General features: G+C 45.5%; 12 protein-coding genes and 1 pseudogene. 11 read left to right on the top strand and 2 right to left on the bottom strand.

The genetic code is table 11. From position 1 onward, the window contains the following. The first annotated feature begins 240 nt into the window (after nt 1-240). The 7 genes from JGK39_RS16675 (at nt 241) to JGK39_RS16645 (ending at nt 4,551) form a co-directional block, all read left to right on the top strand. Nucleotides 241-624, top strand: a complete 384-nt coding sequence (locus tag JGK39_RS16675) for a Na+/H+ antiporter subunit E (protein ID WP_293296882.1) — start codon at nt 241-243, stop codon at nt 622-624. After that, the gene (locus tag JGK39_RS16670; protein WP_293296880.1) at nt 621-872 is read left to right on the top strand and encodes a hypothetical protein; all 252 of its coding nucleotides are present in this window, start codon (nt 621-623) and stop codon (nt 870-872) included. The genes JGK39_RS16675 and JGK39_RS16670 overlap by 4 nt, the downstream gene beginning before the upstream one ends. Then, nucleotides 869-1,171 carry a monovalent cation/H(+) antiporter subunit G gene (locus tag JGK39_RS16665; RefSeq protein ID WP_293296878.1) on the top strand — a complete coding sequence of 101 codons (303 nt, stop codon included), beginning with the start codon at nt 869-871 and terminating at the stop codon, nt 1,169-1,171. The genes JGK39_RS16670 and JGK39_RS16665 overlap by 4 nt, the downstream gene beginning before the upstream one ends. Continuing rightward, nucleotides 1,168-1,770 (top strand): DUF4040 domain-containing protein, encoded by a 603-nt coding sequence (locus JGK39_RS16660; protein ID WP_293296876.1) that lies wholly within the window; start codon nt 1,168-1,170, stop codon nt 1,768-1,770. Before JGK39_RS16665 ends, JGK39_RS16660 begins: the two co-directional genes overlap by 4 nt. Beyond that, nucleotides 1,767-2,429 (top strand): Na(+)/H(+) antiporter subunit B, encoded by a 663-nt coding sequence (locus JGK39_RS16655; RefSeq protein ID WP_293296874.1) that lies wholly within the window; start codon nt 1,767-1,769, stop codon nt 2,427-2,429. The genes JGK39_RS16660 and JGK39_RS16655 overlap by 4 nt, the downstream gene beginning before the upstream one ends. Nucleotides 2,430-2,575: 146 nt before the next feature. Continuing rightward, on the top strand, nt 2,576-3,703 hold the full coding sequence (locus JGK39_RS16650; protein WP_293296872.1) for a site-specific DNA-methyltransferase: 1,128 nt from the start codon (nt 2,576-2,578) through the stop codon (nt 3,701-3,703). Then, entirely contained in the window at nt 3,700-4,551 is an 852-nt protein-coding gene (locus JGK39_RS16645) for a NotI family restriction endonuclease (protein ID WP_293296870.1), read from the top strand. The genes JGK39_RS16650 and JGK39_RS16645 overlap by 4 nt, the downstream gene beginning before the upstream one ends. 80 nt (nt 4,552-4,631) lie before the next feature. On the opposite strand, the gene JGK39_RS16640 is transcribed toward JGK39_RS16645, so the two are convergent. Further along, nucleotides 4,632-4,772: a hypothetical protein gene (locus tag JGK39_RS16640; RefSeq protein ID WP_293296868.1), complete on the bottom strand. Its 141-nt coding sequence runs from the start codon at nt 4,770-4,772 to the stop codon at nt 4,632-4,634. A 15-nt stretch (nt 4,773-4,787) separates the two neighbouring features. Then, a complete protein-coding gene (locus JGK39_RS16635; protein WP_293255147.1) occupies nt 4,788-5,633 on the bottom strand; it encodes a Uma2 family endonuclease in 846 nt (281 codons plus the stop codon). Between the two features lie 710 nt (nt 5,634-6,343). On the opposite strand from JGK39_RS16635, the pseudogene JGK39_RS16630 reads away from it, so the two are divergent. From JGK39_RS16630 to JGK39_RS16615, 4 genes and pseudogenes are all read left to right on the top strand, one after another. Then, nucleotides 6,344-6,877: pseudogene (locus tag JGK39_RS16630) on the top strand (ATP-binding protein); the annotation flags it as partial. Nucleotides 6,878-7,309: 432 nt separating this feature from the next. Next, nucleotides 7,310-8,437: an ABC transporter substrate-binding protein gene (locus JGK39_RS16625; protein WP_293255144.1), complete on the top strand. Its 1,128-nt coding sequence runs from the start codon at nt 7,310-7,312 to the stop codon at nt 8,435-8,437. After that, entirely contained in the window at nt 8,434-10,680 is a 2,247-nt protein-coding gene (locus JGK39_RS16620; RefSeq protein WP_293255141.1) for an ATP-binding protein, read from the top strand. Before JGK39_RS16625 ends, JGK39_RS16620 begins: the two co-directional genes overlap by 4 nt. 182 nt (nt 10,681-10,862) lie before the next feature. Beyond that, on the top strand, nt 10,863-12,248 hold the full coding sequence (locus tag JGK39_RS16615; protein ID WP_293296866.1) for a response regulator: 1,386 nt from the start codon (nt 10,863-10,865) through the stop codon (nt 12,246-12,248). Nucleotides 12,249-12,275: the final 27 nt, after the last annotated feature.

Below are 12,275 nucleotides of genomic sequence, written 5' to 3'. Positions count from 1 at the left end.
CTAACCGTAAGGGTATGCAAGAAACCTCTAGCCAAAGTAGAAAGTATCTTGTAATATAGCGGTTCTCAAGCATTGTGAGGTATGCCCGGCGCAGGCCTATGCCCGGCGCAGGCCTATGCCCGGCGCGGGCCAATCGTACCTCATAGGAGAGCTTGAAAGGCTATATCTGTTTATCTCAATGACATCTGCGGTTGTTCCACCAATTCAAGATTTATGCAAGAAGTCTAAGAAGGAAAAAAGATGATTGGAAGTTTCATATTGCGATTGACAATTTGGTTCTTGCTTACCGCCGATTTCACCGTACCGAATATCATCATTGGTGTGCTGATCGCATTTCTCCTGCCCCGCGGCAATACACCCCCGGAAAGGATTAAGGAATGGCTAAGTATGCTCAAAAAAATCTTAATTGCGATTCCCGTAGCATACATTGAAGCCTTTGAAATTATCGTCCGTCCCCATAACGGAGAAGACATGATTTTGGAACGGGCAAAAATGAAACGATCGCCGATCATGATATTTTTGGATGTATTTCTGATCACGTTTACTCCCAAAACAATTGTGGTGAGACACAACCAACAAGGCTGCTACGAAGTTCACCGGGTTTTCCCGATTAAAAAACCATGAATTTGCTCTTAATTGCGATGATTGCAGCGATGCTCATCCCCATGTACGAGGCATTGACGGATGAGGATGTTTGGCAGAAAATGTTAGCCTTGGGCAGTATTTCCAGCAAGGCAGGAATTATGACTTTGTTCATATCTGTCTTGCGCGACGATTGGATGATTGGCGCTGTGGGGGCAATTATCCTCACTGTCGGAAATGCAGGATTAATGCTGTTGGCACACATAATAAAACGACTGGATGATTTATGATTGATTTGGTGAGTTATGTCTTTTTTGGTGTAGGAATATTCTTCTGGTTTTGGGGAACTTCTCACCTAGTCGGCAAGCGATCGGTATTATTTAAGTTACACAGTCTTTCGGTTGCAGATACCTTGGGTTCGATGCTAATCGTCGTCGGGCTGCTGATCAGAATACCTAGTAGATGGCCGCTGCTAACTTTAGCAATTCTTTCCTTGGCAATCTGGAATACAATGCTGGGATATGTGTTGGCGCACTGTTCCAGTGAAGAGCAAGAAAATCAGACGGAGTTTCCCACAAGTACATTATGAATGATGATAGCTATATCTATATCTTAACTGCGCTGTTGCCCTTGGCTGCTTGTATGGTAGTAGTTCAAGCTAATCCCTACCATGCCCTAGTCATTCGCGGGATATTGGGTGCGATCGCAGCATTGATCTATTCAGTATTTGGGGCGGCGGATGTGGCATTGACGGAAGCCTTGATGGGTACGATGCTGGCAATAACCCTGTATGCGATAGCGGTGCGATCGTCTTTGGTGATGCGTCTGGGCGTGTTGGAAGAGGAGACTGTCGAGTCGGATGGCGATGTTTTGAAAGTGGAGTTGACAGTAGAGAGTCCCCGCGATTTTAACTCATTGATGAAGGATTTTCGCCGGATTTTTAGCAAGTATTATCTCCGCATTGAGGTAGTACCTTTCACCTGTGTGGAGGCTTTACACCGCGCCCTGATGGAGAAGGAAATTCATGCAAGTTGTGTGCCTGTGCTAGATGGTGGTGCCGAAACCAAACATTATCAAACAGTCACGAGAATTCAACGGCTTTATGACATCATGCAGCCGGAAATTGCATCAATAAACACGAGTCTCGACTATAAAATTGCTTCAGGTTTAGGGGAGGATCATCAATGAAATGGGTTTACATTGCGGCGGGAATAGTGCTTTACATTAAAATGCTATTTTTTGCCAATCCAGCGTCAGGTTTATCAGGTTTGGCGATCGTAGAATTGATTGTCAAAGATAGCGGGATTCCGAATGCAGTATCGGCGATAATTTTCCGCAATCGCCTGTATGACACAATTTTTGAAGTGGTGGTATTTACGATCGCCATTATGGGCGCTAATTTTCTGTTAGCCACAGAAAGACCCTCCTGCACAATTTATCAGTTTACCGATCAACCTTCAATTGTTTTAGCTCGTTTGGGAGCAACTATTGCGGCTTTGGTGAGTATTGAATTGTCGCTGCGGGGACATTTGACTCCCGGAGGCGGTTTTGCGGCGGGTGTTGCGGGGGGAACTGCGATCGGTTTGGTGGCGATTACTTCGTCATCGGAGTGGATGCAGCGGATTTACGATCGATCGCACGCGGCGACTTGGGAGAAGATTTCAGTATTGGTTTTTGTGGTATTATCGGCGATTACTTTGTGTGGGTACGAGTTGCCGCACGGACAGTTTGGGGCATTAGTTAGCGGTGGTGTGGTGCCTTTGCTGAATATTTTGGTGGCTGCAAAGGTTGCTTTGGGATCGTGGGCGGTGGTGTTGATTTTTATTAGATATCGCGGTTTGTTGTGATGGATTTCTAGGATGTTTTGGGGGGAAACAGTGGTTCTATTTTGGGGCTGCTGTTGTTTTGTTGTTATGGGCGATCGCCTTTTCCAAAGACAAAGTTAGTTTAATAAATATTTATGTCCCACACCTGACCTAGAAGCAAATAGCTAATGCCAAGTGAAAATCAAGTATTGACATACACAGAAGATCCGAACTCGGTGTCTTTAAACTACTCAGACCAGATAGTATCCACTGCGTATCGAACATCATTTGAACAATATACCAAAGAGCCTTATGTCCGGCCTCTTCTAATGCTCGGAAACGCACTTGAAATACTGCATCAATTGCCAAACTCATGTATTGATTTTGTTATGACTTCTCCCCCTTATTGGGGAAAGCGCGAGTACGAGAATGGAGGAATTGGTCTAGAAAAAGATTACCGTGATTATGTAAGCAACCTAGCAGATATTGCGATCGAGATCAAACGAGTCCTCAAAAATGAAGGGTCATTTTGGCTAAATATCGGCGATTCTTATCAGAATAAAAGTCTGCTGGGAATTCCGTGGCATATTGCATTTGAACTTACTGAAAAACAAGGTTGGATTCTTCGCAATAGTGTTATTTGGAACAAAGTAAAGAGCGGTATGGATAATACGAAAGACCGTCTTGGCAATGTTCACGAAAATGTATTTCATTTTGTGAAGCAGCCCAAGTATTACTACAACGCAGATGCCATTAGATCGAAGCCACGCGAGGCCAAAGTCGTAAATGGAGCGGTCGTTTCTGCTACTGGGGTTTCTGGCGTGCGATATAAGCGCCAGATCGAACTATCTACCTCTTTGAATCAAAAGGAGAAGGTAGAAGCTTTTGAGGCGCTTGAGAAAATGCTCGCCGACATTGCTGTTGGCCGGATATCTGATTTTCGCATGGTAATCCGCGGGCAACAGCGTGCGACGCACTCTGATAGTGAAAAAGTTTCTGGACGAGCCAAGGAACTTCGGAATAAGGGTTTTTATTTTCTTCGTTATCATCCGAAAGGAAGCAAACCCGCTGATGTTTGGGACATTATTCCTGAAGATACCCAGAAAAGGGATGCACACTTCGCTCCATACCCAGAAGACCTTTGCCTGATTCCGATTCTCGCTACCTGTCCAGAGGGCGGTATAATCCTCGATCCTTTTTGTGGTACAGGTACAACACTCGTTGTAGCCGGAAATCTCGGCAGAAAATCTGTCGGTATAGACCTGTCGCGCCAGTATCTCGAATTATCACGAAAAAGGTGTGCATCACTCCTATGAATAAAATTAACGAACTATTCGGTCACTCCATAGGAAGACACAGTGAAAATTGGCAGAAAATTGTTGAAGAACAGCAGTGTCCGTTTCTAGGCAAAAAGTGTTACAAGGTTAGGAAAAGCGATCCAGACATATCAATAGGTACCTGCACAGTTCTCTACGGGCGACCCCTCGAACCCATACTTATTTGTCCAACTCGACTTATCGATAGACGCCAGATTTTTACTGACTGCTTTCATTTGCTCACAACCCATGAACCCGGAAACGAGTTACATATAGTTCCGGAAGTTTCTATTCCGGGTGGGAGTGTAGATTACTTTCTAGTTTCTACTAAAGATGGCAAAGTTAAAGACTTTGTTGGAATCGAGCTTCAAACTATTGATACTACTGGCACGGTATGGCCAGAACGGCAACGTTTGCTTAAAGAACTTGGCATAGACAGAAATGATGAAGCTGAGAAGTCTAAAAAGCCCTATGGTATGAATTGGAAAATGACCGCAAAAACAACTTTAGTGCAGATGCATCATAAAATTCAAACATTCGAGCATATCAACAAGAAACTTGTTTTGGTCATGCAGGACAAACTTCTCGCTTATATGGAACGGGAGTTTAACTTTTCCCATCTCAAAAAACCGGCTGCCATCGGTGATTCAATGCACTTTCACGCATATCTGATGAATAAACAATCAGATGAATCATATAGGCTGGTTATGCAATCCAGATTAAGCACAGACGCGGACGGGATTGGTATGTGTCTCGGTCTTCAAGTTGAAGCAAGGGTTGAGCTAGAACAAATTCTTCAGGCTCTTCAAGCAAAACTCTCTCAGTCAACACTTTTTGTTCCAGTATAGATGAAATATGTGTATAAACTATCAGGAACTAACAAGGCGCTGCACCGGATGATAATTCTGCTGGGTTCCATTGCAGTAGCTCAACGCAATCGATCGATCGCACACGCATTCCCCCAATTCCCACGATCTTTTCGCCGCATAGTCGATCGACATTCATCAACTGTCTGCACCGATCGCTCCCTATGGTAAGATTGTAGCGATCGACATTGAAACTGCATCATCGATGCGATCGCACTTTACCCAACAAATCTCTCCACATCTTCCAGCGACAGCGACAAAGCCCCAGCCACTTGCTCTACACTTAAACCCATCGCCAAAAGTTGGGGAATCGCATCCCGTTGCGCTTGCTGTGCGCGATCGGCTCTTTGACGTTCCTGTTCCGTGTGGAGGCGTTCGAGTCTAGCTTGTTCGCTACCCGTCAATAACAAATTCCCCTCACTATCCCACCAACGCAACCATCGCATGGGCTGATTTTGATAGCTACCTTCCCACACACCTAACTCTACACCCATTAGGTCGATCGGGTAATGTCCGCGATCGTTCGGTTCCAGGCGGCGATAGCGAGTATTCACCCAATTGTAGACTTCCAATTCACTTGTTTTAACGACGTAAATCGCATAGTAAGGAATCCGAATAATCTGCTCGTAAACCCAAAACTTTCCTGGTTTCTGATTCCCACCTTCGGGTAAGCGAGATAACGGAGTATTGTCCCGTTCTTCAGAACCGTTGCCGCTCGCAAACTCGATCGCAATTAACGGCACAATATACTCGCGCCACAACACGTAAGAGCGGCGAAATTCGCCATCTAACAGCGGTGGAACGTTGGGGACGTAGAACCAGTCAGGCGCTTCGGCACCGCGTTCGGGAGGGTCGGTTTCGCGCCAGTAGATGCCGCAATCTTGACCGATCGCATATTGTCCGTCCGGGTGCAGGGTTTGCAGCGTGGTTTCCAGGGAATCGGTGAGCAGGATACTCTGGGGAAGTTCTTGGAAGTTTTTCACAAACGTGCCGTCAGAGTCTGGTAGTTGCGTGTGATCGGGAAAGGCGGGCGGTATGGTTGTGGGGTTGAAGCTTTGGGTCATGGCTGTCAGCTATCCGATCGCGAAACGACAGATCCTTTGTTCAAGTATAGCAATTGTCGATCGATACTCGATCGATCCCAGACATCCTGTTAGAGTTCAGAGGTGAATTGCCACAAGAGCGATCGCAACAGAAAATGTTGAAATTGTCGATCGCACAACTCAATTAAGTAGGTAGGTAGATAGATAGATAGATATAGCCCTTCTCAGAAAGATTCGCGGACGTTGTTGGTTCGAGAGCCCTATACGTTTAGAGGTTCTAGAAGCTGTCAGTCATACCTCATCTTTCTGAAAACCGCTATAGATAGACGCAAATAAATTTTACCTGTGTAACAGTAAAATTTTCCTAACCGCAAGCGGATTGCTTTTCTTCGGAGCGATCGCGAAGAGAGCTTCACTTCGTGGCGCTCGATGTTTGACTGATTGTGTATTTTTGAACTCATACTTAGACTTTACAAAATAGAAGACTGGGATGAATTGCCGGTGTTGACAGCGAGCGAAAGTATGCGACAATATAAAAAGAGATTAGTCATTCGACTGCAACTATAATCTGAGAACCTTTTCTCGCGCCGATAGCAGCTCTCCTGTTGCTTATAGCGGTTCTCAAAAAAGTGAGGTATGCCCTATGCCCTATGCCCTATGCCCTATGCCCTATTCCCTATTCCCTATGCCCTATTCCCAGTCGTACCTCATCTTTCTGAGAAAGGCTATACAATATTCACGATGGTATAGATAGCACTTTACTGATTCTCAAATATCGCCTCAAAGCTAAGGAAAAACGTCCGGCGATTGAAGTTGTTAAAGAATATGGAAATTTACCTGCTGTGCGATGTTATGCCGGATAACTAAACCAGGTGTTTATGAATTTACTTGCCAATGCTATTGATGCTCTGGAGGAATCAAATCAGGGACGCAGTTTTGAGGAAATAAAAGCTCATCCAAATTGCATTAGGGTTAAGACTGAACTATCGAATGACTCTCAATCTGCGTTTATTTCTATTCGAGATAATGGTATAGGTATGACTGATGAAGTAAAACAGAAAATCTTCGATCGCCAGTTTACCAGTAAGGCAGTTGGTAAAGGCACAGGTTTAGGATTGGCAATTGCTCGCGCGATCGTGGTTGACACCCATGCTGGGACTCTGGAGGTTAATTCAACTCCCGGAAACGGTGCAGAGTTTGCGATCGCCATACCTATGAAAGCCAAATCGAAAACTGTACCCTCATCTCAAGTTTGCAGTTCGTAGTGCGGACTTCAGTCCGCAGATTTTTGCCGCACTACGAACGAATCTAATTGCGGTTCGTAGTGCGGACTTAAGTCCGCAGATTTTTGCGGACTGAAGTCCGCTTTTGCGGACGAATCTAATTGCGGTTCGTAGTGCGGACTGAAGTCCGCAGATTTTTGCGGACTGAAGTCCGCTTTTGCGGACGAATCTAATTGCGGTTAATGGATCGGACCCGATATTAAACCCATTGCTAGCAGTTGTCCGATCGCCCCACTCAACAGATACAAACTGCAATATACACTCTTTGCCAACAAAATGCTAGAACTGAGTCAGACATTTAACGGCGAAGCTATTCTCAATTTGCTGCCACCGTCTGTATAGTAATATTAAGCGGAGTTTAATTTTCACCTTTTCAATTTTAACACAACAAACCAGATTTTTAAGTAAAAAAAGATGAAGACCCATCTATCATTTAGCAAATTCATATTGCAGGTATTCGGCGCTGTGCGACTTGTGAGATACCTGCCATTCCCAAATCGCGAAAAAGCCATTCAGAAACTCGCAGCACAAAAGCTCAAATTCGCCATCAAACCGAGCTTTTTTAGTTTATTTGCGATCGCGCTTACTCTGATATTTGCCCTTAATGCCTGTAGTTTCGGGCCCAAGCAATCGCTGAAGCCTTTGCGAGTAGGAATTACAAGCTGGGCGGGCTTTGATGTTGTACTCTACGCTCAAGCCTCAGAACTCTTCAAACAACGAGGCATCAAGGTGGAACTGGTGCGATTTGACAACCAACAAGATTCCAGCCGTGCAGTGATGAACAACCGATTAGATGCGGCATTTATTTCTGTGTGGGATGCGATGCAAGTCGAGCCTGGTGATGGACTGCCTGTGGTTTTAATGACGACCAATATTTCTGCCGGTTCTGATGGAATTGTCGCCAAACCAGAAATTAAATCAGTAGAAGATTTGCGCGGTAAACGAGTCGGTGCCAAGCTGGGTACTGTTAATCATTTGATTCTGTTAGAAGCGTTAAAAGCTCATAAAATCACACCGGTTGATGTACATATTCTCGATTATTCCAATGAAGTGGCGGCCGAAAAAATTACTTCAGAAGACATCGACGCCGCCATCCTGTGGAACCCGATGCTAGGAGAAACGGCTAAAACCATCAAGGGCAATGTGATTTATACCACGAAACAAGTAGATAGCCTTGTGATTGATATTTTAATGTCCAATGATAAAACAGTGAAAGCGAAACAAGCAGAACTAACCCAGTTCATTTTAGCTTGGTTTGATGTGATGCACGCTGTTGAAACGAAGCAGAATCAAGTATTTGAAGTTGTCGCCAAAAAACTCGGACAAAGCGCTGAATCCTTTGCTAGCGATTATGCTGGGCTGAAAAAAGGAGATATTGCTCTGAATCGGCGGATGTTCCAGACAAATGGTCGGCTAAGTTCGGTAAAAACACAAATTATCCAACTGCTAGAAGAAGATCCGCGTCACGGTAGGGTGATTCGGCAAGATGTGAAGATTGATGGCTCACTTGTCAGCAAAGCAATCGAGGCGTGGAAGTCATGAATCCTAAATCCAAATCCTCCAAAAACTACTTATCGCGTCAACTGCTGACAGGTTTTGGTATTTCCTTAGCAACTGTAGGTTTAACCACCTTGGGATTAAACTACTTTCTGATTGAATCAAACCTGGAACAAGAGCTAAAACAACGCGCTCAATCAATTACCCAAGGTGTGGGATTTTCCACAGAAGGTTTGATCGAATTGGGGAATACCAGCATTATCAAGCGCGTTGTCCAGAACTATGCCACACTACCAACTGTGGTGGAAGTGGCGATCGTCAGTCCCAACGGACAAACCTTAGCCCGCAGCGGACTAGAATTACAAAATCTGCCCTACGCTTCGATTCATCCAGAATTGGCACAATGGCTGGAACAAGCTGCTCAAACAGGCGTAGAGACAAGCCTCCGAACAACTGTAGAGGGCAAGCCTGCATTGGTAGAAATTTTGCCTTTTAGCAGCACATTGTTTGCTTCGATCGATCGCCGGGGATTGGCGATCGCAATTCTCGACGTTGAACAAATGCAACAACAAGCATGGCACACCTTTTCAGCATCTACAGTCACCCTGATCGTCGGGATGTCGGTAATTCTCGCATTGATGGCAGTGATGATTCAGCGATCGATCCTGCAACCACTCCAGCGATTAAATAAAGCCGTTACTGAAAGTCAAAGCACTGACTATTTTGTCATGCCTAGTGGATTGTCCGATAACGAAATCCAGTTTCTCGCCCAGACAATTCAAGACGCTGTGACTATACGAGTCCAAGCCTATAAGCAAATAGAACAAGAAATTGCCCAGCGCAAACAAATAGAAGCCGCATTACAACTAGCAAAGGAAGCCGCCGAAGCCGCCAATCATGCCAAAAGCGAATTTCTTGCCAACATGAACCACGAACTCCGCACCCCCCTCAACGGCATTTTAGGCTATGCTCAAATTCTCGATCGCGATCCCGCCACCACCGAGAAGCAACGGAAAGGCTTGGAGGTGATTCACCAGTGCGGTTCGCACCTGCTGACACTCATCAACGACATCCTAGATTTGTCCAAACTGGAAGTACAGAAAATGGAGCTCTATCCCCAAGATTTCCACTTAGCAAACTTCCTCACTACCACAGTAGAAATGTGCCGGATCAAAGCCGAGCAAAAAGGTGTTGCATTTCATTACCAGCCCGATCGCAATTTACCCACCGCCGTCCATGCTGACGACAAACGCTTGCGGCAAGTATTGTTAAACTTGCTGAGTAATGCCGTTAAATTTACCGACTTCGGCCGCGTCACATTTACTGTGGAAAAAGTGGAGAATCGGGAACAGGAAAACACCGGATTTACCCGCCTGCGTTTTCAAGTAGAAGACACGGGTATTGGTATAGTACCGGAAAAACTCGAATCGATCTTTTTACCCTTCGAGCAAGCGGGGAAGCGCGATCGCAACAGCGAAGGAACTGGATTAGGACTGGCGATCGGTCAGCAAATCGTGCAGGTGATGGGCAGCACGATTCAAGTTAAGAGCATACCAAACAAAGGCAGCACTTTCTGGTTTGAAGTAGATGTACCCGCCGCTGCTGATTGGCTCAATCAGTCCGAGACAGCCCATCAAAAGATTATCGGCTACCAAGGGGAACCGCGTAAAATTTTAGTGATTGACGATCGCCGCGAAAACCGCGCTGTACTCATCGGGATGCTGCAACCTCTAGGCTTTAAGCTAGCAGAAGCCGATGACGGACACACGGGACTCGATACCGCCCTGCAAATGCGTCCAGATTTGATTATTACCGATGTGATGATGTCTCGGATGAACGGGCTGGAAATGACCCGCCGCCTGCGCCAACTGCCGGATTTTGCCCACACTCCAATTATTGCCTCCGCAGCGAGTCTGTCGCAGGTGGATATGCAGGAAGCGATGGAAGCCGGTTGCAATGGCTTTTTCCCCAAGCCGATCGAGTTTACCGGATTGCTAAGCCAGTTGGAGCATCACTTAGAGTTACAATGGATTTATGAACTTGCGCCGGAAACAATTGAATCTTCTGTCACAGCTTCCCAGACTGCGGATTGGATTGTGCCACCACCGGGCCAACTAGCAGCCCTTTACCGAGCAGCCAAAGATGGTTTTATGGCTGATATTCAACAGGAAGCCGATCGCCTCAAACAAGTCGATCGGCAATATGCGCCCTTTGCTAACAAAATGCTAGAACTGAGTCAGAGGTTTGACGATGAAGCGATTATCAATTTGCTGGAACCGTATGTTTAGTCAGGCTATGCACAATCAATACTTATTCCAAAAAACTATGCAATATTAGATTAAGTTGATGAAATAAATTCCACAATCTTTGTACGGTGAAATTACTTAGAAATGTATAAAAATGGTAAATGTTTGTTAAAAAAAAAGTTTTAATTTCTTTTTAATTTGTAATTTTTATGAGGAGTTAACCCGTGTCAGTTGAAACCGCATCTGCAATCGGAACCATTCTAGTGGTGGATGATAACCCCACCAATATTCAGGTTTTATTTGATGTATTGAGTGAGATCGGATATCGAGTCGCCATCGCCAAAAGTGGAGAAGCGGCCCTGCAACGCCTCCAATCTTACCATCCGGATCTGATTTTGCTGGATGTAATGATGCCGGGGATTGATGGGTTTGAAACCTGTGGGCGGCTCAAAAGCGATCGCACCACCAGCGACATTCCGGTAATTTTCATGACAGCCTTGTCTGATTCAGTCGATAAAGTGAAAGGGTTGAGCTTGGGTGCGGTAGATTATATCACCAAGCCTGTCCAGCACGAAGAAGCACTGGCAAGGATTCGCGTCCACATGAAACTGCGCGATGCCCAAAAGAAAGTTGAACAAAAGACGATCGAGCTTTCCCAAGCGCTAAACGATCTAAAACAGGCGCAGGTGCATCTGGTGCAAAGCGAAAAAATGTCATCCCTGGGGCAATTGGTGGCTGGTGTAGCCCACGAAATTAACAATCCCCTCAATTTTGTCTCCGCCAACATCCAACCCGCCAAAGATCACATTCAAGATTTGATGACTTTTCTGGAGTTGTACGAGGAATGCCATCCCCAGCCCCATCCCAAAATTAAAGCTTGGATGGATGATGTAGATGTCGATTACCTGCAAGAAGATTTGCCCAAACTGCTCAATTCTATGCAATTAGGGAGCGATCGCATTTACCAACTCGTCCTTTCCCTCCGCAATTTCTCCCGTCTGGATGAAGCACAAGTCAAACCCGTCGATATTCACGAAGGCATCGACAGCACCCTAGTGATTTTGCAACATCGCCTCAAAGCCTGTGCTGAACATCCCACCATTCAAGTAATCAAAGACTACGGACAGTTACCAATGGTGGAATGCTACCCCAGTCAACTCAACCAGGTATTTATGAATCTGCTGAGCAATGCCATTGATGCGCTGGAAGAAGGTATCAGAAACACACCCGCACGGCATAATCCCACGATTGCGATCCACACCTTCACCGCCGATGCTAACTCGGTGACGATCGCGATTTCCGATAACGGCACCGGCATTTGCTCAGAAGTGCGATCGCAACTTTTCGATCCTTTTTTTACAACCAAATCGGTTGGCAAAGGCACGGGATTGGGACTGTCGATCAGCCATCAAATCGTCACTGAAAGACATCGCGGCAAGATTGATTGTTATTCTAAACTGGGGCAAGGCAGCGAGTTTGTGGTGCAGATTCCCGTGCGGCAGAGAATCCCTCAAGTTCCTGAGGGGAATCTTGATTTTGATCCCACATTCCGCAGATATTCGATCGGATTTAATTTCAAAAGAATTCAGAATTCTCAAAACCTCAAATAATTGCTCTGCAATCATTTGAGGCTTTTT

Source organism: Microcoleus sp. PH2017_12_PCY_D_A (genome assembly GCF_020738565.1).
Classification (GTDB): domain Bacteria; phylum Cyanobacteriota; class Cyanobacteriia; order Cyanobacteriales; family Microcoleaceae; genus Microcoleus.
This window is presented reverse-complemented; position numbering and strand designations above follow the sequence as displayed.